The 24,272-nt window shown below is 65.2% G+C and carries 34 protein-coding genes and 1 pseudogene; 27 read left to right on the forward strand and 8 right to left on the reverse strand.

Translation table 11 applies throughout. The features are described 5' to 3' along the window. The first annotated feature begins 233 nt into the window (after window positions 1-233). The 5 genes and pseudogenes from EV380_RS02455 to EV380_RS02475 all read left to right on the forward strand — a co-directional run bounded on the left by EV380_RS02455 (window position 234) and on the right by EV380_RS02475 (window position 3,627). Window positions 234-902 (forward strand): annotated as a pseudogene (locus tag EV380_RS02455) (MOSC domain-containing protein). A 52-nt stretch (window positions 903-954) separates the two neighbouring features. Next, on the forward strand, window positions 955-1,509 hold the full coding sequence (locus EV380_RS02460; RefSeq protein ID WP_130449102.1) for a GNAT family N-acetyltransferase: 555 nt from the start codon (window positions 955-957) through the stop codon (window positions 1,507-1,509). Window positions 1,510-1,600: 91 nt separating this feature from the next. Further along, window positions 1,601-2,344 carry a class I SAM-dependent methyltransferase gene (locus EV380_RS02465; RefSeq protein WP_130449105.1) on the forward strand — a complete coding sequence of 248 codons (744 nt, stop codon included), beginning with the start codon at window positions 1,601-1,603 and terminating at the stop codon, window positions 2,342-2,344. Between the two features lie 120 nt (window positions 2,345-2,464). Beyond that, window positions 2,465-2,986 (forward strand): GNAT family N-acetyltransferase, encoded by a 522-nt coding sequence (locus EV380_RS02470; protein WP_130449107.1) that lies wholly within the window; start codon window positions 2,465-2,467, stop codon window positions 2,984-2,986. 287 nt (window positions 2,987-3,273) lie between these two features. Then, window positions 3,274-3,627 carry a DUF1801 domain-containing protein gene (locus EV380_RS02475; protein WP_130449109.1) on the forward strand — a complete coding sequence of 118 codons (354 nt, stop codon included), beginning with the start codon at window positions 3,274-3,276 and terminating at the stop codon, window positions 3,625-3,627. A 710-nt stretch (window positions 3,628-4,337) separates the two neighbouring features. On the opposite strand, the gene EV380_RS02480 is transcribed toward EV380_RS02475, so the two are convergent. Continuing rightward, the gene (locus EV380_RS02480; RefSeq protein ID WP_130449111.1) at window positions 4,338-5,198 is read right to left on the reverse strand and encodes an NmrA family NAD(P)-binding protein; all 861 of its coding nucleotides are present in this window, start codon (window positions 5,196-5,198) and stop codon (window positions 4,338-4,340) included. Between the two features lie 101 nt (window positions 5,199-5,299). On the opposite strand from EV380_RS02480, the gene EV380_RS02485 reads away from it, so the two are divergent. The 8 genes from EV380_RS02485 (at window position 5,300) to EV380_RS02520 (ending at window position 10,809) form a co-directional block, all read left to right on the forward strand. After that, a complete protein-coding gene (locus EV380_RS02485) occupies window positions 5,300-6,013 on the forward strand; it encodes a helix-turn-helix transcriptional regulator (protein WP_130449113.1) in 714 nt (237 codons plus the stop codon). A 214-nt stretch (window positions 6,014-6,227) separates the two neighbouring features. Beyond that, window positions 6,228-6,479: a toxin-antitoxin system YwqK family antitoxin gene (locus EV380_RS02490; protein WP_130449114.1), complete on the forward strand. Its 252-nt coding sequence runs from the start codon at window positions 6,228-6,230 to the stop codon at window positions 6,477-6,479. Between the two features lie 68 nt (window positions 6,480-6,547). Next, window positions 6,548-7,249: a GNAT family N-acetyltransferase gene (locus EV380_RS02495; protein WP_130449116.1), complete on the forward strand. Its 702-nt coding sequence runs from the start codon at window positions 6,548-6,550 to the stop codon at window positions 7,247-7,249. 123 nt (window positions 7,250-7,372) lie between these two features. Then, the gene (locus EV380_RS02500) at window positions 7,373-8,035 is read left to right on the forward strand and encodes a YdeI/OmpD-associated family protein (protein ID WP_130449118.1); all 663 of its coding nucleotides are present in this window, start codon (window positions 7,373-7,375) and stop codon (window positions 8,033-8,035) included. 48 nt (window positions 8,036-8,083) lie between these two features. Then, on the forward strand, window positions 8,084-9,028 hold the full coding sequence (locus EV380_RS02505) for a helix-turn-helix transcriptional regulator (RefSeq protein WP_130449120.1): 945 nt from the start codon (window positions 8,084-8,086) through the stop codon (window positions 9,026-9,028). Further along, complete coding sequence (locus EV380_RS02510; protein ID WP_207219284.1) at window positions 9,025-9,561, forward strand: dihydrofolate reductase family protein; 537 nt, start codon at window positions 9,025-9,027, stop codon at window positions 9,559-9,561. Before EV380_RS02505 ends, EV380_RS02510 begins: the two co-directional genes overlap by 4 nt. Window positions 9,562-9,590: 29 nt before the next feature. Next, on the forward strand, window positions 9,591-10,070 hold the full coding sequence (locus tag EV380_RS02515; RefSeq protein ID WP_102157412.1) for an acetyltransferase: 480 nt from the start codon (window positions 9,591-9,593) through the stop codon (window positions 10,068-10,070). Between the two features lie 91 nt (window positions 10,071-10,161). Beyond that, complete coding sequence (locus tag EV380_RS02520) at window positions 10,162-10,809, forward strand: GNAT family N-acetyltransferase (protein WP_130449122.1); 648 nt, start codon at window positions 10,162-10,164, stop codon at window positions 10,807-10,809. Between the two features lie 256 nt (window positions 10,810-11,065). Here EV380_RS02520 and EV380_RS02525 read toward each other — a convergent pair whose 3' ends face one another. Further along, on the reverse strand, window positions 11,066-11,683 hold the full coding sequence (locus tag EV380_RS02525; RefSeq protein ID WP_130449124.1) for a M23 family metallopeptidase: 618 nt from the start codon (window positions 11,681-11,683) through the stop codon (window positions 11,066-11,068). Window positions 11,684-11,821: 138 nt separating this feature from the next. Between EV380_RS02525 and EV380_RS16540 the strand changes: the two genes are divergently transcribed. Together EV380_RS16540 and EV380_RS02530 are read left to right on the forward strand one after the other, a co-directional pair. Beyond that, window positions 11,822-11,998, forward strand: coding sequence for a hypothetical protein (locus tag EV380_RS16540; RefSeq protein ID WP_165391876.1), 177 nt, complete (start codon window positions 11,822-11,824; stop codon window positions 11,996-11,998). 54 nt (window positions 11,999-12,052) lie between these two features. Beyond that, window positions 12,053-12,574 carry a GNAT family N-acetyltransferase gene (locus EV380_RS02530; RefSeq protein ID WP_278030566.1) on the forward strand — a complete coding sequence of 174 codons (522 nt, stop codon included), beginning with the start codon at window positions 12,053-12,055 and terminating at the stop codon, window positions 12,572-12,574. Window positions 12,575-12,589: 15 nt separating this feature from the next. Here EV380_RS02530 and EV380_RS02535 read toward each other — a convergent pair whose 3' ends face one another. After that, on the reverse strand, window positions 12,590-13,084 hold the full coding sequence (locus EV380_RS02535; RefSeq protein ID WP_130449126.1) for a tetratricopeptide repeat protein: 495 nt from the start codon (window positions 13,082-13,084) through the stop codon (window positions 12,590-12,592). A 258-nt stretch (window positions 13,085-13,342) separates the two neighbouring features. Here EV380_RS02535 and EV380_RS02540 point away from each other — a divergent pair, with 258 nt between their 5' ends. Both EV380_RS02540 and EV380_RS02545 read left to right on the forward strand, forming a co-directional pair. Then, a complete protein-coding gene (locus tag EV380_RS02540; RefSeq protein ID WP_423219039.1) occupies window positions 13,343-13,657 on the forward strand; it encodes a DUF7716 domain-containing protein in 315 nt (104 codons plus the stop codon). 3 nt (window positions 13,658-13,660) lie between these two features. After that, window positions 13,661-14,062, forward strand: a complete 402-nt coding sequence (locus EV380_RS02545) for an SMI1/KNR4 family protein (protein ID WP_130449130.1) — start codon at window positions 13,661-13,663, stop codon at window positions 14,060-14,062. 81 nt (window positions 14,063-14,143) lie between these two features. Here the strand turns inward: EV380_RS02545 and EV380_RS02550 are convergent, their stop codons facing one another. Beyond that, window positions 14,144-14,560, reverse strand: a complete 417-nt coding sequence (locus tag EV380_RS02550) for a GNAT family N-acetyltransferase (protein WP_130449132.1) — start codon at window positions 14,558-14,560, stop codon at window positions 14,144-14,146. Between the two features lie 105 nt (window positions 14,561-14,665). Here EV380_RS02550 and EV380_RS02555 point away from each other — a divergent pair, with 105 nt between their 5' ends. The 6 genes from EV380_RS02555 to EV380_RS02580 all read left to right on the forward strand — a co-directional run bounded on the left by EV380_RS02555 (window position 14,666) and on the right by EV380_RS02580 (window position 18,086). Next, window positions 14,666-15,238, forward strand: a complete 573-nt coding sequence (locus EV380_RS02555) for a GNAT family N-acetyltransferase (RefSeq protein WP_130449134.1) — start codon at window positions 14,666-14,668, stop codon at window positions 15,236-15,238. Then, window positions 15,238-15,669 carry a VOC family protein gene (locus EV380_RS02560; protein ID WP_130449136.1) on the forward strand — a complete coding sequence of 144 codons (432 nt, stop codon included), beginning with the start codon at window positions 15,238-15,240 and terminating at the stop codon, window positions 15,667-15,669. The genes EV380_RS02555 and EV380_RS02560 overlap by 1 nt, the downstream gene beginning before the upstream one ends. 76 nt (window positions 15,670-15,745) lie before the next feature. Then, window positions 15,746-16,480, forward strand: a complete 735-nt coding sequence (locus tag EV380_RS02565; RefSeq protein WP_130449138.1) for an O-methyltransferase — start codon at window positions 15,746-15,748, stop codon at window positions 16,478-16,480. A 102-nt stretch (window positions 16,481-16,582) separates the two neighbouring features. Continuing rightward, window positions 16,583-17,038: an OsmC family protein gene (locus EV380_RS02570; RefSeq protein ID WP_130449140.1), complete on the forward strand. Its 456-nt coding sequence runs from the start codon at window positions 16,583-16,585 to the stop codon at window positions 17,036-17,038. Next, on the forward strand, window positions 17,035-17,394 hold the full coding sequence (locus tag EV380_RS02575; RefSeq protein WP_130449142.1) for an amino acid-binding protein: 360 nt from the start codon (window positions 17,035-17,037) through the stop codon (window positions 17,392-17,394). The genes EV380_RS02570 and EV380_RS02575 overlap by 4 nt, the downstream gene beginning before the upstream one ends. Before the next feature lie 41 nt (window positions 17,395-17,435). Continuing rightward, the gene (locus tag EV380_RS02580; RefSeq protein WP_278030568.1) at window positions 17,436-18,086 is read left to right on the forward strand and encodes an ArsR/SmtB family transcription factor; all 651 of its coding nucleotides are present in this window, start codon (window positions 17,436-17,438) and stop codon (window positions 18,084-18,086) included. A 53-nt stretch (window positions 18,087-18,139) separates the two neighbouring features. Here the strand turns inward: EV380_RS02580 and EV380_RS02585 are convergent, their stop codons facing one another. After that, window positions 18,140-18,670, reverse strand: coding sequence for a GNAT family N-acetyltransferase (locus EV380_RS02585; RefSeq protein WP_242607476.1), 531 nt, complete (start codon window positions 18,668-18,670; stop codon window positions 18,140-18,142). Window positions 18,671-18,726: 56 nt separating this feature from the next. Beyond that, window positions 18,727-19,332: a TetR/AcrR family transcriptional regulator gene (locus EV380_RS02590; RefSeq protein ID WP_242607477.1), complete on the reverse strand. Its 606-nt coding sequence runs from the start codon at window positions 19,330-19,332 to the stop codon at window positions 18,727-18,729. Between the two features lie 132 nt (window positions 19,333-19,464). Between EV380_RS02590 and EV380_RS02595 the strand changes: the two genes are divergently transcribed. Beyond that, window positions 19,465-20,424, forward strand: a complete 960-nt coding sequence (locus EV380_RS02595) for an alpha/beta fold hydrolase (protein ID WP_165391877.1) — start codon at window positions 19,465-19,467, stop codon at window positions 20,422-20,424. Here the strand turns inward: EV380_RS02595 and EV380_RS02600 are convergent. Next, window positions 20,354-21,556, reverse strand: a complete 1,203-nt coding sequence (locus EV380_RS02600; RefSeq protein ID WP_130449148.1) for a N(5)-(carboxyethyl)ornithine synthase — start codon at window positions 21,554-21,556, stop codon at window positions 20,354-20,356. The genes EV380_RS02595 and EV380_RS02600 overlap by 71 nt on opposite strands. A gap of 123 nt (window positions 21,557-21,679) precedes the next feature. Here EV380_RS02600 and EV380_RS02605 point away from each other — a divergent pair, with 123 nt between their 5' ends. After that, window positions 21,680-22,279, forward strand: coding sequence for a class I SAM-dependent methyltransferase (locus EV380_RS02605; protein ID WP_130449150.1), 600 nt, complete (start codon window positions 21,680-21,682; stop codon window positions 22,277-22,279). 10 nt (window positions 22,280-22,289) lie between these two features. Here EV380_RS02605 and EV380_RS02610 read toward each other — a convergent pair whose 3' ends face one another. After that, a complete protein-coding gene (locus EV380_RS02610) occupies window positions 22,290-22,589 on the reverse strand; it encodes a DUF1905 domain-containing protein (RefSeq protein WP_130449152.1) in 300 nt (99 codons plus the stop codon). A 55-nt stretch (window positions 22,590-22,644) separates the two neighbouring features. Here EV380_RS02610 and EV380_RS02615 point away from each other — a divergent pair, with 55 nt between their 5' ends. Together EV380_RS02615 and EV380_RS02620 are read left to right on the forward strand one after the other, a co-directional pair. Next, window positions 22,645-23,190, forward strand: coding sequence for a GNAT family N-acetyltransferase (locus EV380_RS02615; protein ID WP_130449154.1), 546 nt, complete (start codon window positions 22,645-22,647; stop codon window positions 23,188-23,190). A gap of 143 nt (window positions 23,191-23,333) precedes the next feature. Beyond that, on the forward strand, window positions 23,334-24,236 hold the full coding sequence (locus tag EV380_RS02620; RefSeq protein WP_130449156.1) for a sunset domain-containing protein: 903 nt from the start codon (window positions 23,334-23,336) through the stop codon (window positions 24,234-24,236). Window positions 24,237-24,272 lie beyond the last annotated feature (36 nt).

Here is a 24,272-nt window from a genome sequence, read left to right on the forward strand (position 1 = left end):
CTTCAACGTCTAGCGTTAGCGACGCAACGCGCAGGGGTCGCGGCGATGAAGGGCGACCGGCACGGTCGGCCCTGTAACGGGATCAGTGACTAGCAGCGGATATGCTTTCGGCGAGGTGACGCTGGCCTCGCGCAAGTCGCGATCGTCGACGACTGCTGAGGCAAGCAGGATGCGAACCAGAACCAGGTGGACACCGTCACGCCGCGGCAGAACGACTGAAGGAGGGTACCGACATGCCAAAGGTTCTCTCGGTGAACATCGGTGCGCCGCGACCCAACCCTGCCAAGAAGAACCTGACGGGGATTCACAAGCAACCGATCGAGCAGGCAGAACTGCGGGTGCCAGGCCCGAAGCGTGGTGGACTCGGCGGCGGGTTGATTGGCGATTTCATCGGCGACCGCGAGCACCACGGTGGTGACCAGCAAGCCGTCTATGCAGTCGCCCGCGAGCAGCTGGACTGGTGGGGCCGGCAGCTCAGGCGCCCCCTCGACAACGGCGTGTTCGGTGAAAACCTCACCACGCAGGGGTTTGATCCGGATCGCGCTCTCGTCGGCGAGCGTTGGCGGATCGGCGACTAGGTCACCCTTCGGGTTGAAGGCCCACGCATTCCCTGTGGCACCTTCAGTCAGCATATGGGCGAGGCCGGGTGGCTCAAACGGTTTGTGGCGCATGGACTGTCTGGCGCGTACTTGTCGATCGAGACCCCTGGCACCGTCCGGCCCGGTGATGAGATTGAGGTGCTCACGCGCCCGGACCATGGTCTTGACGTGCCGACGGTCTTCCGGGCGTACTACGACGACGTTGACGCTCTCCGGGCCGTCCTTTCTTCTGGTGCACTCACGTCGGACGAGGAGGCAGCGGAGTTGTCCGACCGTCTGACCAAGGTTCTCGCGCGGAGGTGAGGAAGTTGGGCGGCTACATCGAGGGCTTCGGGATCACGACGTTGAGGGTGGTGTGAAAGCTGTCTCTATCGAGGTCGTTCAGCATGCAACTTTGAGTCCGGGGCTCATCGAGGATCTCCGGTGTTTGTTTGACGCCGAGTACTTCGCGGACTTCGGCGAGTGGGACCCGCAGCAGCCGTACGGATACGCATCTCACGATGTGCATCTGATCGCGCGCGTTGGCGCTGATGTCGTGGGACACGTGGGGTGGGTGCGACGGAGCATCTCGGTCGGTGCGACCGATGTGGATATCGCGGGCGTGGGTGGAATGCTGATCGCTGCGAACTCTCGTGGAAGGAAACTGGGCGAGAGGTTGATGCACGCCGCGGACCAGTCCATGACCGAAACTGGAGGAATCCAATTCGGGTACCTCGGATGCCGCGAAGAAGTTGTCCCGTTCTACCGCGCGTGCGGTTGGCAACGAATTACAGCGCGGGAACGTTCTGTTTCTCGTGATGGTCAGGCGGTGGAGGACCCACCAGGTCAGCCACTGCTGATCTTGCCAGTTTCTTCATGTCTTGCCAGTTGGCCGTCTGGAAGCGTCGACCTGCGTGGTCGAGCTTGGTGACAATAGCGCGAGGCTGCTCCGTGCCGGAACTTGATTGAGCTCGGTTCAACCTGTAGCCGCAGCAGATGATCACCTGCCTATGCTGGGTCGCATGATCGATTTGTGGCGGCAGGCATTCTCGGAATCGAAGATGGTGGGTTGGGACTTCTCGTGTCTGGACGGCAGGATGACTGCCGACGAACCATGGTGGGACTTCGAGGAAGATTGTCGTGCCGAGATGGCGCGCGCACGGCTAATTGTTGACCTCGGAACCGGAGGGGGAGAACGACTCCAAGCCCTACTCGGTAGTGATGGCGTTGCTGCCAGAAGGATCGTCGCCACGGAAGGTTGGCAGCCGAACGTTCGCATTGCCCGTGAGGTTCTCTCCGCAAGTGGTGTCGAGGTCGTCCAGTACGACGCGGAGCGTGACAGCGAGATGCCCTTCGACAACGAGAGCATCGACCTCTTGATGTGTCGCCACGAGGCCATCGACGCGCGGGAGATTGCTCGAATCCTGGCTCCGGGCGGGCGTCTCTTGATGCAGCAGGTGGATGGCTATGACGCAGAAGAGATCCATGAGTGGTTCGACGTGCCGTTCGAGTACCCGCACGTAACAGCTGGTCACTACGTCGACGAGCTCGAATCCGCGGGTCTCCGTATCGATCAGGTGAATAACTGGCGGGGAACGATGGAGTTCAAGGATGTAACTGCGCTCGTGACGTATCTTGCGCTCGTTCCTTGGGACGCTCCCTGCTTCACCGTCGATGCGCACGCGGATCAGTTGGCTACTCTGGACGCGTCCCGCCCGATCCGGGTCACGCAGCGTCGCTTCCGGGTTTATGCTGCGAAACCCTAGCGACTTGAGCTCCTGGGAAAACGTTGATCAGTTGTTGGCGACGATTGCGCCGAGTGGCAGAGCTTGTCAGGCTTGTGCCGTACCTGACCTCTAACTCCCAGTTCTCTCAAGGACGGCTCGATGGAACTCCACCTACGACCGATGGTCGTGTCTGATGCGGAGCCGTTTGCGTCCTGGGCAGTCGACCCGGTATTTCGTGCTCACGCAGGTTGGGCGGAAAGGTCGTCTATCGACGAGTCGGTTGCATGGTGGCGAGCTCTCATCGCGAGGCCTGATCCACAGCTCATCAGATTGACTGCTGTCTCAGGTGATGACGTGGTGGGCTACGTAGATCTCCATGGTGAGGGTGAAGAGACGCGCGAGCTCGGCTTTGTCACCGGGCCATCGGGGCGCTGGGGCCAAGGTTGGGGAGCGCTCGCTGCCTCGGCCGGTCTCGTCTACGGATTTGAAACGCTTGGGCTCAGACGGATCTGGGCAGAGGCGGTTGAGGCCAACACCGCCTCTGTCAGGATCCTTCAGCGGCTGGGAAGGAGGAACGCCGGTCCGGGCGATGAAGAGACGTTCCTCGGTACTCCGTCGAACTACGCCCGCTTCGATGTGTCACGGGAGGACTGGGCGGAACGGCGCGAACAGGAGGCGTAGTGCCGAGAGGGAGCCCTGTGCCGGGACGCGGTTGCGTTCCTCTTCAACGTTTGACCGAAGCGCCCAGAACGAGGTCCGTCCTGCTCCGCTTCGGCTCGCGCAGATGCAAGCGCCTGCGGTATTCTCGGCGTGGCAGCGGAAGCTGCCGACTGCACTTCCAGGCGCGGACCGCCTGAAACATTGCGGAGAGGCCCGACTCGCGCGGGACATGTCCGGATGAGGTGCGGCGCATCATTGCGCCGACTTCAACTGCCGATGCGAGGCATCGGCTGACGAAAGGACATGGCATGGCATCGAAGGACGAGAAGAACCTCGCCCAGGTGATCGACAAGATCGCCAAGATGGACGAACCGGCACGGACGCTCGTGCAGCGAGTGCACGCGGTCATCGTGGCCGCCGAGCCCAGGCTGAAGCCGCGGATCTGGTACGGCATGCCCGCCTACGCGCTCTCTGCGAGTGCTCCCGCGCTGGTGACGCTGCGCAACGACGAGCGCGTCAACCTCGCTCTCACCGAGAAGGTCGAGCTCGTCCCCGGGGGTGGTTCCGACGGAACATTGATGCCCGCAGCGTGGTACTTCGAGACCATAGACGCACCCACTGAGAAACGCATCGCCGAGATCGTCCGCTCGGCGGTTTCCTGAGCGCCGCGATCTGACGCGGCTGGGCCTTGCTCTCAACGCGCATCACCGCGTCGTTCGGGCTGGCTCAGCCGCGCCCTCCGATCAACGGATCTGTGACCGGGATGGAGTTGACCTGGGCGTCCGGTGCGTGGAGGGCACGGATGGATTCGTGTGGGCACGCTGTGGAGTTCTGCTTCAACGTGTGAATCAGCGCGTGCTCGAAGTTGCACCACGCCCCGGTCATCTCGTCAGGAGATGACCGGGGTGCCATTTCGGAGGACGCGGCACAATCTCTTTGTGTTTGCTGTGGTCGGACGGCTCTTGGCGGAACTGACGGGACATCCCGACCTCGAATTCTCGCTGTCCGAGCTAGTTCGTCGTACGGGCGTGAGCGGCCCTATCGTCCATCGACAGGTTGGCCGGTCGATCGAGCGAGGTTCTGCGCGATGGCCGATGCGAGAGGAAATCGACTTGCGCGCGCGAATGAGGAACATCCGCAATTCGCTCTAGTGGGTGATCTGATCGTGGCAACGTACGGTCCCGCCTCCGTACTTCGCCGCACCCTGTGCGACATCGCGAGCGGGGCGGGCCAGCGGTTCGGCCTGACCGTGGACGTGACTTGGCTAGGGCGAGACGAATCGGAAGCCGACGAGCCATCAGTAGGCAATCTTCGTGATACTCACGATGGAGTGTCACATCGCCACCGACAAGGCGCAGGGCCGACGACGTAGTCAGCCGAGGTGCTCTGCTGCCCAGCTTGTCAGTGTGGTGGGCGTCGTCGTGGCGTACGTGCGCGGATTCTCGGGAGTGAAATCCTCTCTGATCCCAGCGGCCATCATCACGATCGCTTCTATCTGGGCGGCTGGCATACCCTGCTGACGCAGCGCGGATCGGACGTCGTCGTCGCCAATCTGATGGGCGTTGACTGGATGGCCGAGCGTCACCGCTAGTGTGTGGGCGACTTGCCTGAACGACAGGTCTTCGGGGCCGTGGACTGCTTGGACGTGGCAGCCATTCCAGCGTCGAGAGAGCAAGCGGGCGGTCGCCACCTCAGCGATGTCTGCTGGCGCTACCCAGGGCATCGGACGGGAGATGTCGAACGCCGTTGCGAGTACACCGTCTCGGATCGACTCGGCGTCCATGAGCAGGTTGGTGAAGAAGTACCCGCATCGCAGGTGCGTCACCGAGGCGCTGGTCTGCTCCAGCTCCTGCTCGATAGCAGCCAGACCGTCGATCTCACCGACCCCGTGACGCTTCTCCGCGCCAACGCTGGATTGGAACACCACCCGTTCGATCCCATTGGCGTCCACTGCCGCGCGGACGTTGGCCGCAGCAAGTGCGTGAGCAGCTAGCGGGTCACGATCTGTTGCGGTCGGGCTGACCCAGTACAGGGCATCGAGGCCACGCGTGGCCTCCTCGACTGACGCTCCGTCCCAGACATCCAGTGCAGCCGCGTCCACGTACGTGGCCAGATCCGCGCGGAGCAGGCTCGGGTCCCGGAGCAGGGCGAGCGGGCGTTCCCCTGCTTGAACCAGCAACCGCAACACGTGCGCTCCGACGTTTCCTCTTGGTGTCACCACTCCGATGGCCATGAACAACCTCCCTGCTCAGCTCCGCCACTTGGTATGGCAGGTACTTCGACGCTACTAGGAGATGTGGCCTGAATCTGACCGCATCTTCTAGGCTGGCGAACATGGCAGATGTCACCAAGCGGATGCTCGACCTCCTGGCCGCTCTTCAGGCTGGTAGAGCGTTTAGCGGGGAAGAGCTGGCGACTCGCCTCGAGGTCAGTCCCAGGACTTTGCGCCGGGATGTAGAGCGACTTCGCGGCTACGGCTACCCTGTGCATGCCCGTCCCGGTCCGGGTGGCAGCTACCAGCTCGGGGCCGGGCGGCGGATGCCTCCTCTCGTCCTCGATGACGAGGAAGCCGTCGCCACGGTCGTCAGCCTTGCCGTACTCGCCGCGGCCACTTACTCGCATCCCGGTGGGCTGAACGACGCCGCTGACCGCGCCTACGGGAAGATCGACGATCTGCTCCCTCGGCGACTCCGCACGAGGGTGGCGGCCTTGCGCGCGAGCGTCGAAGCCGAACGTCGACCATTTCCCGACATCGCCGCTGAGGCGCTCGGAGAAATCGCCGAGGCAGCAGCCGCAGAGGAGATCATCGTCTTCGACTACATCGACGCGCACGGTGTCAGCACTCAACGGAGGATCGAAGCCCATCGTCAAATCCACATCGACCGCCGGTGGTACGTCTTCGGCTGGGACCTCAACCGCGAGGATTGGCGCGTCTTCCGCACCGACCGCGTCAAGAACATGCGCCGCACGGGACGCCACTACGCGCCCAGGTCTCTGCCCATGGATTGGGCGCTTGCCTATCTGCGTGCTGGGTTAGGTGACATTTGACGAGAAAGCAGAAGTGGAACGTCGCACCAACGTTGCGGTCCGATTGATGTCAGTTCTCATATGCACTGATTGTGCATCTCCGGGGCCCACCAACCGGTTCGGCCGATGACGAAGGCCTTAGCCTTGTGAGATGCATGCGATGTCCTGCGCCGGCTGTCTCAGGCGAGCATGAGTAACGCGCCAGACCGCGAAAAACGGGAAGGAGGGCACACAAATGGTGGCCCAGAAGAAATCAGAGGTTGTCGACGGATTCCTGATCAAGTATCACGCCGATGGAAAGTCCCGGTGGTCTAAGGGCAGGTCTGAGGATGGCGTGCCCATTGGCTACTGGGAGTGGTACCGGAAGGACGGCACTCTCAAGCGCTCCGGGCACTTTGAGGCCGGCGATCCCGTGGGCGAGTGGATCACGTACGACCAAAACGGTGAGATCTACAAGGTCACGGACCGCGGCACGCGTTCCGACTGAAGGTCCCGCCGAGTACCGGCCGTGCTCGGCAGTCTAGGCTCTGACAGTGGACACCGTAGGGTACACAGATGAACTCCTTGCCCGCGCATCTCTCGCACAACGCTCTGGGACGAATCGTGACGGAGTGGGCGAACGTTATCGGTGTGCCTCCGCAGGACGTCAGCCGGGACGAGTGGATACTCGTCGAGCGGGCGGATCTTGATGCTGTTGTTGCCGTGAATGTTGACGGGTTCGGTTTCGCGGCCGCGCCTCCGCGTGTCTTGGATCTGCTCCGCAACGCACCCCCAGAGTCGCTTCTTGACGCAGCGGGGCTGGCGAGGAGGCTTCCCGCGGGTGCTCATCCTATTGGCCGTGCCGACCTCCTTTTCGCGGACCGTGTTCCTCCCTTGCGTCGACTGAATGTGCGTGAGGCAGCGCCGGCTGATGTCGTTGCCGTGCGCGGCCGAGTGAGCGCGTCCGAGTGGGAAGAGAGCGGCATCGAGGAGACGGAACGAAAGTGGGCCGCGATGGATTCTGCTGGGAGCCCTGCTGCGATCGCCGGATTCAAGCGTTGGCGTTCCGAACTTGCTCAGATGGCGGTGCTGGCTGACCCGAGACACCGAGGGGCTGGCTGCGCCTATGCCGCCGCAGCTGTCGCGACGCAGGAGACGGTGAGGGCTGGTTTGATCGCACAGTGGCGAAGTCGTCAGGGAAACGATGCTTCTCGCCGTCTGGCGCAGCGGTTGGGATTCACCCACTGTGGGGTGCAAGCAGCAGTTGAGTTGAGCTGATCGACGACGGGCAGTCTGGCAGCGGTTCTGGCTCGGCGGACGAGGCCAGCAACCTGTCCGAGGCCTTGGGATCAGCCCGCACCTTGGCTGCACAAGTTGGCGCGGACCTCGTATGCTGAGCGCATGTCCAACGATCCCGGGACCCCGGGCGGCTCAGCGGAGCGCCCGGCGATCTTCTTCCGCGACGCCGCCGAGTTCCGTGCTTGGCTCGAACACCATCATGACTCCCAGAGCGAGTTGTGGATGGGGCTCAAACTCGCGCACGTCGAGGACCGCGGGCTCACGTGGAAGGACGCGGTCCCCGAAGCGCTGTGCTTCGGATGGATCGACTCCGTCTCGCAGAAGATCGATGCGGATTCGCGCCGCCAGCGATGGTCGCCTCGCAAACCGGGCAGCACCTGGTCGAACGTCAACATCGCTCACGTTGAGCGGCTGATGGCGGAAGGGCGGATGCACCCGGCGGGCATCGCGGCCTTCGAGCGCCGCACCGCAGACCGGTCGGGGACCTACTCCCACGAGAATCCGGAGGCAGAGCTCACTCCCGAACTGCAGGCGATCGTCGACGCCTCGCCGCGTTCCCTGGCGTTCCTCGATGAGGCGACGCTCGGCTATCGCAAGGCCGTCCGCCACTGGATCATGTCTGCTAAACAGCAGACCACCCGCGAGCGACGCGCGAACCAGCTCGTCTCGTGCTGCGAGGCCGGCGAACTCATCCCACCCCAACGCCCCGGACGCACGCCGGCCTGGCTTGCCCGCGCCGCCGCGGCGGCGTCCGAGGGCCACTGAGCAAGAACGGTCGGGCGAGAACTGCTCCGACCCGTGCATGCTTGAGGCATGAACGAACGCCAACCGGGACGCGACCGCATCCGTGAACTCCTCGATGCCGTCCTCGCGGAGCACGAGGACGGAGCGGCCCTCGACCAGATCGCCGCGACCGCGTACACCTCGACCTTCCACTTCAGTCGGCAGGTGAGCCGGGCTGCCCGCGAATCGCCGGCCGCGCTCCGGCGTCGCGTACTGCTGGAACGTGCCGCCTGGGAACTGCAACGCGGACAGTCGGTGACCGACACGGCATTTGCTGCGGGGTACGACTCCGTCGACGGGTTCTCGCGCGCATTCTCCCGCGCGTTCGGCTGCCCGCCGAGCGCGATGCCGACGCGGCACGAACGAGGCCATTGGCTGCCGGCCCGGAACGGCATCCACTTCCACTCCCCGACAGTGCTCTATGTCGACGCCGACGAGGAGCAGTCTGCGGGTGATGTGGTGGCGCTGATGGTCCGGCACGACCTCGACGAGACAGACGCCCTGCTTGCCGCGGCAGAGGCGGTCGGCGACGAGGAGTGGCGCCGTGAGCGGATGCCCGGTCACCAGGTGCTGGCATGGGCCGGTGCCGAGACCACGCTCGCGGATGTTCTCCGGCACCTGGCCTTGGACAAACTCCCGTGGCTCGCCAGCATCGAGGGCAGCGATGACCCCGAGGCCGACGGGGCGACCGACGCAGTCAGTTTGCGCGAGAGGCACGCCGACATCGCCGTTCGATGGCTCGCGATGACCCGGGACGTCGAGCGCCGCGGCGCATGGGGCGACCGGGTGCTCGATGCTCTCTGCGACCCACCTGAGTCGTTCCTGCTCTCCCAGATCCTGGCCCACGTCCTGACCTTCTCGGCGCACCGACGCCAGATCGCCCGCTGGATGCTGACGCAGTCCGGCGTCGACGTCAGCCATCTCGACCCCGACCCGATCATGTGGCACCGCCACGCCTCAGGAGGCACATCGTGACGCGCTACCGCTACTACACCGCCACCACGCTGGACGGCTTTCTGGCCGACGACACCGACTCCCTGGCCTGGCTCTTCAAGCAGCACATCGACGACGACGGCCCGGGGAACGCAACCCAGTTCATCGCCGGCGTGGGCGCCCAGGTCATGGGCGCGACCACCTACGCGTGGATCCTGGAGCACGAACGCTCGTGGTTGCCGCAGATGCCCACCTTCGTGTTCACGCACCGTGAGCTGGAACCGGCAAACGAGCACGTCTCGTTCCTCGCCGGGGATCCCACCCGTCACCGGACTGCGATCGAGTCCGCGGCAGGGGACCGCGACGTGTGGATCATGGGCGGCGGTGATCTCGCGGCGGAGTTCGCAACTGCCGGAATGCTCGACGAAGTGCTGGTCTCGATCGCGCCCGTCACGCTCGGCGCGGGCAGACCGCTGTTCGGCGGGGCGTTCGACCTCGCGTTGCAGGAGTGCGATCGCAACGGGGACTTCGTCGTCGCCCGGTACGACGTCGTCGGGCCCTTGAAGAATCCGTGAGGGCTCCTCGCTGTCGTACGATCAGTTCCATGAATGACGACGTCGTAGTCCGGCCGGTGAACGGCCCAGGGGAGTATCCCCAACTTGTGAAGGTGTGGCGTAGCGCCGTGGATGCCACCCACGACTTCCTGGCGCAAGCGCACCGCGACGCGATCGAGTCCAGGCTGGCGGCTGACTACCTGCCGTGTGTCTCTCTTGTTGTCGCGGAACGGCACGGAAGAGTGATCGGCTTTGCGGGGACGGCTGATGGCAAGTTGGAGATGCTGTTCGTCGATGCCGGCCACCGCGGCGGCGGCGTCGGTTCGAAGCTGCTGGCGCACGTGCTCGAAGCTGAAGCCGTGACGGCTGTCGATGTCAACGAGCAGAATGAACACGCCGCGGGCTTCTACGAGCGCTCCGGATTCGTCGTGACCGGACGAAGCGCGGTGGACGACGACGGGCTTCCGTACCCGCTTCTCCACTTGCGGCTACTGACCGAGGCGGCTCAAGCGGGGCAGCGGGTACCGTGAGCAAGTCGTCCGTGCCGGAAAGCGACCGAGTCCTGCTTCACCGCAGTGTCGGCAGGTGGCACGAAAATACCTTTGGCGAACCGGGGAAGACATGAGCACCACTGCAGATTTTGACGTTCGAGCGGCTACCACAGGCGATCTGGAGACTGCCTCGGGGGTGCTCGCCCTTGCCTTCGCGAAGTACCCCTGGACCCGATGGTCGATTCCCGAGGACGACTTTTCGCGGCGCCTGGCAGGACTCCAGGAGCTCTATCTCAGCTATGCGCTGAGCGCGGGGGTGGTTCTGGTCGAGGATCAGGTTCACGGTGTCATCGCGTTGCTCCCTCCGGACGCGCCTGCGCCGTCGGAGGATTTTCAAGGGCGTGTAGCTGAGCTCCATGGCGACCGCCTCGATGCTGTCGCGCGCGCGTGCCTTCCGCCCGCACCCGATGACCACTGGACATTGGCGACTGTCGGCGTGCGACCGGAGCGTCAGGGGACAGGGCTCGGAGCGGCACTGATCCGCGCGGGGCTCGACGTCGTGGAGGCAACCGGCGGTGCCGGCGTCGCGCTGGAAACCTCATCGGACGCAAACGTGCGGTTGTATGAGCGCTTCGGATTTGTCGTCACGGCCACCAGCTGGATCGACCAGGGGCCCGTGGTGCACTCCATGGTCCTCGGCGGCGGGACGGGGATGGCGACCGCAGAGGCAGACGAGGGGGCGGCTTTGTCGTCCGGTGCCATGCCGCGCGCGACGTAGGGCGAGGTTCGGTGGCGTTATCTCAGTTGCTGTCGCAGGAGGACGATGATTCAGGGATAGAACGGTCGCCCAGTGTCTGCATCGTCAGCACCGATGCCCCGGACATCGCTGTCGACGATCAGTTCGTCGGCCTAGTGAGCGTTGGCGTGGATGCGAACGCTCGGAGCGCGACTTCGATAGCCGATCGAAAAGCGTCAGAACCGGAGAGGTGGGTTGCGACGCGAGATCTGTGTGCACCCTGTGGTCTCCTGCAGGCTCATGGCTCGACCGTGACGATTTCGTTGGTGCGGGGGAGCGAACCCCCAAACGTCAGTGGTACGGCTTGGGCGTGTTTGATGTCCGCGCTATCGATGACCTGAACGTGGAGATGGGGCTCGGTGCTATTGCCGGAGTTCCCGCAGCGAGCGATGACTTGTCCGGTGCGGACCGGTTGGCCGCGCTGGACTAGAAGGCTTTCATGTTGGAGATGGCAGAGGACGACGACGCCGCCGCCGGAGCGCTCGATGAAGACGTAGTTGCCGCCTAGACTTTCCCAGCCCGCCGCGGCCCGGCCGCGCTGAGTGAGGGCGTAGCCGATCGACGGCAGTCCGCGGTAGGCGGCATGATCGGCGTCGTCGTTACGGATGGCCACAACCGTGCCGTGCGCGGGCGCGAGAATCGGACGGCCGAACCCGGGGAATCGTTCGGGGGGCTCCGGGGAGAAAAGGGAGCCGACGCTCAACGGGGCAGGCCGCCCAGCATCATCGAGCGGAACGAAGTCGATGGCGTACGAACTGGCGAACAGTGTGGTGCCATGGCTCGGAACACGGTTGGCAGGGCTGTTTTGCACTAGCCACCGGGACGTGAACGGGTACTTGAGATCTATCGCCTCCATGCCCGGGCTCCTTTGCGCTCGCCTCTGCTCTGCACGATTCCAACTCTGAAGCCAGCGCGCAAGCCTTCTCCGATCCTGGTATTTTCGCTGTCATGACGGCGGCGGAATGCGAGATGAACTGTGCTGGCGGCCTGTTTGATGGGGGAGCTGATCTGCGCGACCGAGGATCCGGTGGTGTGGATCGTGCGGGATGCGTTTTCTGACGAGCACGCTTTTTGCCGGTACTATCGTCGCGTTGCTGGGCGCGAATGGTGCCTAGCCATGGCGGGCATCGAACGCCGTTACGAGATCTCAGGATTCAAGAATGTCAACTGACGCACTGCGGCGAACCTTGGGCCGGATGGTGTGTGTAAGGAGGATGCCGTGACTGTGTCTGTACCGCCAAGCGCGTTGAGGCTTCGTCCACCAGCGGTGGACGATGAGCACGAGGTCCTGGCCGCGCAACGTGAGCTGGGTGAAGAAGGATTCGATTTCATGTTGGCCGACGACGACCAATCGTGGACGGACTACCTGACTGCACTCGTGCGCACCAGGTGTGGAATCGGAATCGCCCCAGGGCAGGTCCCGGCCACGATGCTCCTCGCCGAGGTCGATGGCCGAATCGTCGGCCGGGTCCACGTGCGTCATGAGCTCAACGCGCCCTTGCGCGCAATCGGTGGACATGTCGGCTATGCCGTACTGCCAGCGTATCGGCGGCGTGGATACGCGACCGAGATGCTCCGGCAAGCGATCGATGAACTGAACGAGCTCGGAGTGACGAGCGTGCTGGTGACGTGCGACGACGACAACGCCGCCTCGATCCGGGTGATTGAACGTCAGGGCGGAGTTCTCGAAGGTTCCCTCGCTCTGACCGAGGACAAGCGAAAACTGCGCTACTGGATCCACACGTGAGCCCGTGCCCGCAGCTCATGAACGACTGACGTCCCCGATGCTTGGTCGCTTCAGAATTTCCGTTGCTCTTCCGACAGCCAACTGCGATGAGGCAATCAGGTCGGCGTCGGCCTTCTCACGAACTCGTAGCTCGAGAGTTTCTTCGAAACACTCAAGAGCCCGACCGTACTCTCCGCAAACGAAGTGGACCTTGCCGAGGTGTTGCCGCATCACAGCTTCACGAGGTGTACCAGCAGTGGCAGCCACGAGGTCCCGATAGGCCGCGATGGCTTCGTCGTAGCGGCCTTGGTCCCGCCAGGCATCTGCCAGCAGCGCGCGCAGTCGAAGGGACGGAGCGGGCGCTTCCATGGCGCCCAGCAGATCTTCGGCCTGCCGGGGTCGGCCGGACCAGAGTTGGATCAGGACGTCGAGGACCGGGTCGTCTTTGAATTCACGGCGAAATGCCTCGAGATCGTCGATGACGGGGAGAAGCGTTTTCTCGTCGATGTGCCAACTGGTCGCGCCGCTCATCTGTAGATCGTAGCTAGTGAAACCGATCGCCCAAGCGACCCGGCGGACGATTCGCGGCGAATCGCACCTCGGCGACCTTGTCCGTCCACCGCTTGGCGACGAAGGGCCTTCGGCGGCTGAGTCGACCCTCGTCGACGATCGTTCCATGCTGATCCGTCGCCCGATTACGGGGTTCCAGACCGCTGGTAGGATCGCTCGTGTTGCCAGCCTATCGAGGGAGCGCCGTGACATGAACGAGCGGTGTCGGCCATCGTGAATATGTTGCTGGGCGAGGTGCTGAGGACCGCCGAGGACCTGCCGTGGACGCACGCCCTGTACGCGCCCGCCGGGCGGTGGCAGCTGGACGAGTCGACACCGGTGTTGGTGTGGGACGTGGACGACGTCGTCGACGGCGCCGCGGACCTGCCGGCGGAGGCCGTCGCGCTCGGATACGACTACGTCCTCGCCATCGACGACGTGCAGAGCATTGTTGCGAACGCCAGAGCCCAGCGGGTGAACCCGACGACGGCCGAGCTGCTTCTCGCGTTCCGGCACTACCTCGCCTGCGATGCATTCATCGTGTGGGAGCCTTGAGCCATGCGGACGAGAATCGAACTGGCCGGGACGTTCAGGCTGAATCCGCCGGCATCGCCTGCCGCCATCGAGCGGGAGGAGGTCGCATACGGTGGCCCCCTGCCCCAGGCGTACGTGGAGCTGTTGCAGGTCTCTAACGGGATGTGCACTGATGGCAGCCTGTCGGTTCTGGGCGCTGAGGGTGTCGTCCAGCGGAACGCCGACTACGAGGTGCAGACCTGCCTGCCCGGCTACTTCATGATCGGTGACGACGGCGGCGGGTCCGCAATCCTGCTGAACCTCCGGGACCGCCGCATCTACGAGGTGGACATGGGTGCCATGGACGAGGCGAGCCTGGAACTCTGCTCCGAATCCCTGGACGGGCTTCTCGCGCTGGGCACCACCTTGGGCGAGCGCGAGGGCTGACCCGTGACCGGGTCGGGCTGCAGGCACCGGGCTGCAGGAACGCCGTGACGTCAGGCAGGCACTGCGGCTCTTGTCTTCAGCTCAGCTGAACTTTGCGAAAGCCCGGGGCGGGTGCGGTATGTCTCTGATCTCGGTGAAGCCCATCGATTCGTAGAACGCGAGCTGTCGGGGCTCGTCGTCGGTGATGAGCAGCTTCTGGCGCACGTCGCTGAACGGTTCGAACGCCCGGCGGAAGAGTTCGCGGCCGACCCCGGAGCGTTGACACTCGGGTGCGACCAGGATGTCCTGCAGATAGACGATGGTCAGTCCGTCGCCCACCAGCCGCGCCAGTCCGACCAGCCGACTATCGTCCCGGGCCGTCACGACATGCAGCGATGCGGCGACGGCAGCTTCGAGTCGCGGGGGATCGTTCGTGTACGCGGACCAGCCAACCGATGTGTACAAGGCCGTGAGCTCGCCCCGACTGAGATTGTCTCCGCTCTGATAGCTGAGTGTCATGCGCCGATTCTCACACGCGGCGCAGAGCGAGCGCCGCGTCGTGCCCTGAGAATTCGTTGAAGCCAGGCACTGCCCTCGCTCGTGCACTCGTGTGAGACTGGTTCGATGACACTCGCGACGCCAACCCTGGAGACGGATCGACTGCGACTGCGTCCGTTCACTGACGACGACGGCGACGCGCTCTTCGCGCTGCAGAGCGATCCCCACGTGCTGCGCTACTGGGATTCGCCGCCGTGGACCGATCGGTCCCGGGTGGCACGTTTCATGGAGCGGAACCGGACGATGGAGGAGGACGGAAGCGGCGTGCGCGTGGTCGTCGAGCGAGCCTCCGACGCGAGTTTTCTCGGCTGGTGCACCTTCAACGACTGGAATCCGGACTTCCGGAGTGCGTCCCTGGGCTACTCCTTCAACCGATCGGTCTGGGGCCACGGCTATGCGACGGAATCGGCACGCGCACTGCTGGCGTGGGCTTTCGAATCTCTCGATCTCAACCGGGTTCAGGCGGAGGCGGATACCCGCAACGCGGCGTCGGCCCGCGTGCTCGAGAAGCTCGGCTTCCAACTCGAGGGGACGCTGCGAGAGGACTGCATCGTCAACGGAGACGTATCCGACTCGTGGGTGTTCGGCCTGCTCCGACGTGACTGGGCGGGCAACGCTGCTGATCCGAGGAGCCGCTGATGCCTTCCAAGCTCGGCAACATCACCTTCTACGCAGATGACCCCCGGCGCCTGGCGCATTTCTGGGCGGCCGTCTTCGACTATCCGCAGTTGGAATGGGAGGAACCGCTCAAGAGCCAGCTGCTGGAGGCGGGGCTATCGGAGGACGATCTCGCCAAGCGCGCGGTCGCTGAACCGGCCGACGGCGCTTCCGGCCCCCGGTTCTTCTTCCACCATGCAGATCGGGAGAAGGCGGGAAGGAATCGGCTTCATCTGGATATCCAGGCCACGCCGGGCCGTGCGCCGTCGCGCGAAGAGCTCGATGCGGAGAAAGACCGGCTTGTCCAGTTGGGTGCAGAAGTCGTCAGGCTCGTGGACCAGACTTGGGGCGCATGGCCGGAACTCTATTATCAGCTCCGCGACCCGGAGGGGAATGAGTTCTGTTTGCAGTAGGGAAGGCGAGCCGGCAGTGGGGCATCGTTTTCGACCCGTTGCGTCGCTGGTAGCAGCGCGGTGCATAATATGGGATATGACCCTCGATGCCACTGAAAAGACCACTGCTGACTCTCCCGAAGCAACCGTTCCCGTTAACCGATACGCTTCGGCGCAGGCGTGGCGGGACGTCGACGCGTACTTCACCGCTGAGCTTGTCAACGAGGACTCAGCGCTCGTCACGGCCCGCGAATCTGGTGCGCGCACCACCATGCCCAACGCTGAAGTCGCTGCCAATCAGGGAGCCTTGCTGGGGCTCATCACGCAGATTGCCGGAGCGAAACGCGTCCTCGAATTCGGGACCCTCGCCGGCTACTCCACCGTCTGGTTCGCGCGCGCCGTCGGAAATGGTGGTCGAGTTGTCACCTTCGAACTCGAAGAGCAGAACGCGCTGATTGCCCGCGAGAATCTGGACCGAGCCGGAATCGGTGACCGTGTCGAGGTCGTCGTGGGCTCAGCGGCGGAGTCCGCCGCGAGCCTGATCGATGCGGATGCCGAACCCTTCGACCTGGTGTTCATCGATGCGGATAAACCGAGCAACCCGAAATACCTTGCTGCGGCGCTCGCGCTGACTCGCCCCGGGGCGGTGATCATCATCGACAACGTTGTCCGCGACGGCGCCGTCGTGCAGGCTGACAGCGATGATCCACGGGTGCAGGGCGTCAGAACTGTCGCCCAGGACATCGCTGCTCATCCGGACCTTGACGCCACCGCGATCCAGACCGTCGGCGAAAAAGGCTGGGATGGCCTGATCATCGCCCGCCGTCGCTAGCTGCGGCCAGCCCTGACGTCGGAACCCGGGCGCGCTTCGGGGCACTACTGCGCGTGCGATCCTTCGACCGCCACCGAAATGTTCCGCTCCTATCGTTGACACATGACCACACACGAATACAGGACAACGCTCCAGTGGGCCGGGAGCACCGGTGCCGGCTATCGCTCGTACTCTCGGGAGCACAGCGTCGCGTTGACGCCGACGACGAACCTTGCGCTGAGCGCCGACGCGGCGTTCCGCGGCGATGCGCAGCTGGCGAATCCGGAGCAGTTGCTCGTCGCCGCCGCGAGTTCATGCCAGATGCTGTCGTTCTTGAGTGCTGCCGCCCGTTCAGGTGTCGACGTCGTCGCATACGACGACGCGGCAAACGGCGAGATGCCCGAAGCCGCTGCCTCGATGTCCATGACCGAGATCGAGCTGCGTCCCGTGATCCGCGTCCGGAACGCTGGCGTGGATGAAGTCGAAGATCTCGTGGTCCAAGCGCACCACACCTGCTACATCGCGAACTCGCTCCGCAGCGAGGTGCGCGTGACGCCGACCATCCACGTGGTCCCGTGAAAGACATCTGCATCCGTGACATCCGGACGGCCCACGACCTGGCAAGAATCAGCAGCATCCTTGGTGCCGCCGGAGTCGGTCTCGAAGGCGGCGGCATGTGGGAAGGCGTGGCCCGGTACCTCGTCCACGACGGTTCAGCCGCTCGCGCTGCGTTGCTCGCTGCCGGAATCGCGCACGTCGACGTCAACAACGTGCTCCTGCTGGAGCTCGACGTGGACGAACCTGGCGCGCTCGGCCGCCTGATGGCAGAACTCGCAGCAGACGGAGCGGACCTCGTGGCGCAGTACAGCGACCATGAGAACCGTAAAGTTCTTGTCATGCGTGATTCCTCTCCATCAATAGCGGCACCATCGTGAGCTTCGACGAACGCCGGGCTTCGTTGGAGGAACTCGGCAGTGTGCTCACGGCGCCCGGTCGGTTGCGGATGATGCAGGAGCTTCTATCCGGTCCGCCGCTTCCGGCGGGAGCACTGGCTGAGCGCGTGGGTCTAGCCCCGTCGACCGTGAGCTCTCACCTGGCCCGCTTGGAAGAAGCCCGGCTGGTGCGGGTTGAGAAAGTCGGGCGCACCCGGCTCGCACAGCTGGCGGACGCTGATGTCGCTGAGGCGGTGGAGGCGCTTCTTCGACTCTCGGGGGAACCAGAGGTGTCGTCGTTGCGTACTGAGCGCCGACGAACTGCGCTGCGGATCGCACGTTCCTGCTACGACCACCTCGCCGGCCAGCTCGGTGTGGCCCTCGTGGACGCCGGAATCCGGGACGGCTGGTTGATTGCCGCCGGCGGGACGTGGGGCTTGCAAGATTCCGGCGGCGAAAACGCGGGCCAGGCGCTGGGGCTCCGGCTCGACGTCGCCGAGTCAGCGCGGCCGCTGATCCGGCCCTGCGCGGACTGGACCGAACGACGACCCCACGTTGCCGGGAGATTCGGGAAAGCACTGCTGGACGCGGTCATCGCTGACGGATGGGTGCGGCGCCGGAGCGCCGACCGGGCGCTGACCATCACGACGACGGGGCGCGAAAGGCTCGCGGCTCTTGAAATCGACGTTGCCTGACGAGGTCTGGACGACCGGTTGCGCGCCCGGTCGAGAACCGCGCCTGCAACACGTCAAGTGCCGGTTCTGCGACTCATCGACAGGTAAGCCGAGAATCCGGCGCGCCGGGCGAACTTCACCGGACGCGTTTGAGTTTCGCGGAAACCGAGCTTGCGGTACAGCGCGAGGGCCGGGGTGTTGTTGTCCTTGATGTCCCTGAGCACGAACTCGTCGTACGGCAGACGCAGCAGGTGCTTCATGAGAGCCGTCGCGACCCCTCTGCCCTGGTGCTGCGGCGCGGTGGTCACGAAACCGATCTCGGCCAGGCCCGGTCGCGCGCCGTCGTAAGCCCCGAGGAACTGACTGCGGACGATGAGGTAGCTGATCAGCCCGTGCACGCGTCCCAGAGTGCGCTGGAACTCGCGGCGGCTCGGCGCGAAGCACTCCTGATCACCTTCCGTGACGGTGGCGATTGCGGCCGGACGCCCGTCGATGAGTGCCACGTGGAAACGCTCGAGAAGGAGCATGTGTTCGAAGGCGGCGGTCAGGACCTCCGGATCCGGCGAGAAGTAGTTGAAGTCCTCGGCGAATCCGTGGACGAGCACCGCGGTGAGGCCCCGACGGGCGCTCTCGCCCAGCTCGTCGCCGCGCTTGATCTCGATTATGGTCTTCCTTCGGTTGTCAGGAGGCGCAGCACGATGTCGACGCCCGCATCGTTCAGGGTGTCGTGGACGACCAGGCGCATGTTGGCAAGCCCGGACAGCATGGCAAAGTAGCAAGCCGTCAGTTGGGCCGGGTCGCCTGCCACGAACCGTCCGGTCGCCTGTCCGCGTCGCACGAGGTCGGCGAAGGCCTCCCACAACGAGCGCTGGGCGAGCGCCAGACGCGCCGCCGTTCCGGCCGGAGTGTCCGTCAGGAAGCCCTGGTTGACGACCAGATAGAACTCGGCTGCGGTTCCACCGCGTGCGAAGTCGGTGAGGACCTCGCGCGTGAAGCCGCGCACCAGCTCGAGCGGATCACCAACGCCGGCGAGCTCCTCGGCTGCTGCGGCGAGGCCGGTTGATGCCTGCGCGAGGAGCTCATCGAAGAGCGCCTCCTTGCTCGCGTAGTGCCGGTAGATCGATCCGACGCTCAAGCCGGCGTCCTCGGCGATATGTCGGATGCTGGATGCGGCGAAACCGTGCCTGGCGAAAACCCGGACGGCGGACGCTTCGATGCTCTGGCGCGTCGCTTCTCGCAGCGCCTGATTGTGTTCTGCCGCCCGCACGAGTGCCTCCAAAGAATGAACTGATGTTCATTTTATGGATTGGGGTCGCTCTCCGCAAGGGCGGTCCCGTCTGGTGCGGTTGGTGGAGGCGCCGTCGTTCCCGTGGAACCTGTTGACGCGGTGGAAACGAGGATGGAGATTGGACTCGTGAAGCGCATCGAACTCGACCACGTCACACTGGCCGTTGACGAGGTCGGCGACCAGAGCGGGCCGCCCGTGCTGCTCATCGCCGGCGCCACGCAGTCCATGGATTGGTGGCCCCCGGATTTCTGCGAGACCCTCGCCGCGGACGGCCTGCACGTGATCAGATACGACCAGCGGGATACCGGGGAGTCGACAGCCAGCCCGCCGGGCCACCCGAGCTACACGGGAGGGGACTTGGCGACTGATCCGCTGCGGATCATGGACCGGCTCGGGATCAGTGCGGCACACCTCGTGGGTGTGTCGATGGGCGGCGGGATCGCCCAATACCTGGGTGTGCACGCAGCCGACCGCGTCCTGTCACTGACGCTCATCGAGTCTTCACCCGCCGGCGGTGGCACAGACGACCTTCCGCCACCCGAGGCGGCCGTGGCGGAGGACGCTACACCCGAACCTGAAGACTGGTCCGATACGTCAGCCGTCATCGACTACCGCGTCGAAGCCGAACGCCCGTACGCCGGGTCGCTGGGGTTCGACGACGCGCGCTTCCGCGCGATCGCCACCCGTGAAGCCGGCCGGAGCCGCGACATGGCCGCGTCGATGGTCAATCACTTCCTGCTTGCTGCCGACGCCGGGGCCGACCCGTCCCTGATCACGGCGCCGACACTCATCGTCCACAGCGACTCGGATCCGCTCTTCCCGCTCGCGCATGGCGAGGCGCTTGCTCGGATCATCCCGAACGCCACCTTGCTGCGCGTCCACGGAATGGGGCACGAGGTGCCGCCGCCGCGGGTGTGGAACGTCGTCGTGCCCGCGCTCGTCGAGCATGTGCGAGCCGCCAGCGCGATCGTCCCCGAGAGCGGAGACGTGTCAGGGCGGTTCAGGCAGTGGCCGCGCGAGGATGCGGATAGTCCGCCTCGCGCCCCTGGAACCTCAGGATGCTCGGGTTGACGATCGCGCCGTCGCGGATCTCGATCGCCCGGGAGACGGTCAGGTTCTCCGCCCACGCGTCCGGCCCCTGCATGACCGTGCGCAGGAACGGCAGCACCGCCTCGCTGATTTCCCACGTGGCCGCGTTCCACAGGTACGACGGGCTGTGATCGACCGCGTAGTAGTTGACGCCGTCGCCGACCGTGAACATCGGGTCGTCGAATCCGGTGGGGACCGCCCATTCGAAGCCCATGCCGGCGTCGCACGAGACGTCGATGATCAGGCTCCCGGTCGCGAAGCCCGCTAGGTCCTCGGTCCGCAGGTAGGTCAGCGGCGCGTCGACGTCCTGGAGCGTGCAGTTGACGACGACGTCGTGCGAGGCCAGGAAGTCCGGGAGCAGGACGTTGCCGTCCTTCGTGAGCACCTCGCTGAGGTGGATCTCGCCGTCGCCCGTGTTGAGCTGGGCGATGTGGACGCCGTGGATCGGGGAGCCGACCGCCGAGACGTCGCGCTGGGTGAGGACCTGGATGTCGTGGAACCCCTGGGCGATGAGCGCCGTCACGGCGCCGCGTGCGGTCGCGCCGAAGCCGATCACGACGGCGCTGCGGCGCGGCCCGTACACGCCCGTGGTCCCCGTCAGGCGCAGCGCGTCGAGCACTGAGCAGTAGCCGGCGAGCTCGTTGTTCTTGTGGAAGACGTGCAGGTTGAACTCGCCGCGGCGGCTCCAGTGGTTCATCGCTTCGAAGGCGATGAGGGTGAGTCGGCGGTCGATCGCGGTCTGGGTCATCGCGGTGTCCTGCACGCAGTGCGGCCAGCCCCAGAGCGTGCGGCCCTCGGGCATCGCGGCCACATCTTCTATCTGCGGCTTCGGGAGCAGCAGCACGTCGGCCGCCGCGAGGACCTCCGAGCGGTCGGCAATGCGGCCGACGCGCGACTCGATGTAGCCGGAGTCCAGCTGGAAGTCGGAGCCGTAGCCGCGCTCGACGATCATCCGGGCGCGCAGGTCCGGGTCGATCCGGTCGAGGTGCTCGGGGTGGATCGGCAGCCGCCGCTCGTTCTCCATCGAGGAGCCGGCCAGCAGCCCGAGGCTGAGCAGCGCGCCGCTCGGCGGGACGGGGACTGGCGTGGTGGAGGGGGCAGTGGCGCCGGACATCCGGACTCCCATCATCGGGGAACCAGAGGCAGCTCCTGAGACGAGTGTACGCGTACACCCTGCGAACGGCCGGCGGGGTCCAGGGATGCCCGGGCGTGGATAAGGCGCGTCTACGATGGGTCCATGGCAGAACCGACGCGTTGGGTGACAGAGACCAAGGACGGGCACTCGCAGTGGTACATCCACCGTTTCCGGGAGATGGCCGCCGAGGGTGAGGACCTGATCGGGGAGGCCCGGCTGGTCGATGCCATGGTCCCGCGGCGGGCCAGGATCCTCGACGCCGGCTGCGGGCCGGGCCGTCACGCGGGTGAGCTGCACGCACGCGGGCACAGCGTCGTCGGAGTCGACGCGGACCCCGAGCTGATCGCCGCGGCCGAGCAGGATCACCCCGGCCCCACGTACGCCGTCGTCGACCTGGCCGAGCTGGAGCTGGCCTCGCTCGGGCAGGCCCAGCCCTTCGACGCTGCCCTCATGGCCGGGAACGTCATGGTCTTCCTCGCCCCGGGGACGGAGACGGCGGTGCTTCGCCGCGTCGCCGCGTGTGTCAGCCCGGAGGGGTTCATCGTCGTCGGGTTCCATGTGAAGCGGCACCTGTCGCTCGCCGACTTCGACCGCCACGTGGCGGACGCCGGGCTGCGTCTCGAGCACCGGTTCGCCACCTGGGACCTGCGGGCCTGGCGCGACGACGCCGACTTCGCCGTCACCGTCCTGCGGCACACCTGAATCGCCGGAGTCAGCGCCCGAGCCGGCCCGCGCGCACGTCCAGACTGAGGGTGACGACGTCACCGACGTCGACCCGCTCAGCCCGCTGAACGGCCACCTTGACCGGGACCAGGAATCGTCCGTCCTTGGGCCATATCGCGGTGTCGAAGTCGGTGGTTCCGATCGTCGCCGCGACGGGAATCTGCCCCCAGTACATGAGGCCGCGCGCGGCTTCCTTCAGCTCGGCCGACATGACTGCCGGCATCGGCGCGAACACGAACGGGGCAGGGCCGCGCCATTCGATGAGTTCGGTGGTGAAGGTCCAGGCCATGGGCTCACGCTAGCAAAGGCGGTCGTCCGGGCCCCGTCGTCGTAGGGTTCTCAGCATGAGAAACACTCACGGAGCGGATGTCCGGCTTCGCTCACTGCGGGAAGCGGATGCGGCCGACGTGCTGGCCGCGTTCCGCTCGAACCCGGACATGGCCAGGCAAGGGGAGGTGGCGTCGCTCGCGGACGCCGAACGCTACGTCCGGGCGCTCCTGCGTTCGGACGGCAACCAGATCCCCTTCGCGCTCGCCGTCGATGATCGACTCGTCGGGCTGGTCTGTGTCACCGCGGATCCCGCGAACCGCAGCGGCTGGTTCTGGTACTGGATGAGCGAGGACGCGCGCTGCAAGGGGTGGATGGCACGTGCCGCCGCGACCGTGGCCGACTGGGCGCTCACGGTTGGCGGCCTGGACCGCCTGGAACTGGGGCACCGCGTCAACAACCCGGCGTCGGGCCGAGTGGCTCGAGTCGCCGGATTCGTCAAGGAAGGCACCGAACGCGGGAAGTTCCTGATCGACGGCGAGCGGATCGACGTCGACACCTACGGGAGGCTGCGTTCCGATCCATTCCCGGAGGCGGAGCCGGTCCCCTTCCTCGATCGCTGACGCCTCGCGGCATCTCTTCGCTCGTCATTTTTCGGCGAATAGAACTTGTTGTGTCTCGTCCGGCACTTTCGCGCAAATCCGGGGTTATGATTCTCTCGTTCAATCCGCGATGCGCTCTGCATCCGGCTTTCGTTGGGGGAATCATGAAAACACTTGTCATGCGCTGGTGCGCGTCCGTCGCCGCCGCGTCGCTTCTCATGGGTGGCGCCGTAGTGGCGCCGGCCACCGCCGCGCCGCAGCCGACCACGGTTGCCGTGCAGGCGCCCGCGGCCACGACGACGTCGTCCAAGCTCACCATCGGGACGATCGCCAGCCCGGTCGTTGCCGTCGGCGGATCGGCCAAGGTGAAACCGTCGATCAAGCTCTCCGGACGAACCGAACTCTCATCCGCGAAGTTCACGGTCAAGAAGGGCGGCAAGACCGTCGCTTCCAAGGCCAAGAGCGCTTCGCTCAAGGCCGGCACCTACGCGGTGACGACGACGGCCACCTACCGCACCTACTCGGTCAAGGATGGCAAGAAGACATACTCGGCGACCAAGAAGTCCACCAAGAGTCAGACGCTCAAGGTCCGGACCGCCGTCGCGATCAAGAAGATCGCCAGCAAGACCGCGCCCTATGGCAAGAAGGCGACGATCAAGCCGAACGTCACGGTCAGCAAGGGCGCCAAGCTGGTGTCGAAGACCGTGACGGTGAAGAAGGGGTCCAAGACACTTGTCACCAACAAGACGTCGGCCGCGCTGAAGGCCGGAAAGTACAGCGTCACCACCACGGTCAAGTACAAAGTCCCGGCCGGCAAGTCCTCCTGGTCCAAGACCTATACGACGTCGGCGAAGCAGTCGCTGACGATCAAGGCGGGGGCGAAGCCGTCGCGCGTCGCCGGAACGGGCTCGTTCAACTGCCCGAAGGGCTACCCAGTCAAGGGCAATGCCAATTCGGGGATCTACCACGTGCCCAGCGGCGCCTACTACAGCCGGACCAAGCCGGAGGAGTGCTTCACGACGGCGGCAGCGGCGAAGAAGGCCGGCTACCGCGCCTCCAAGCGCTGATTCGGCTCCCGGCGCTCAGCGGTGAGGGGATTGAAC

It is taken from the genome of Zhihengliuella halotolerans (genome assembly GCF_004217565.1).
In the GTDB taxonomy this organism is placed as follows: domain Bacteria; phylum Actinomycetota; class Actinomycetes; order Actinomycetales; family Micrococcaceae; genus Zhihengliuella; species Zhihengliuella halotolerans.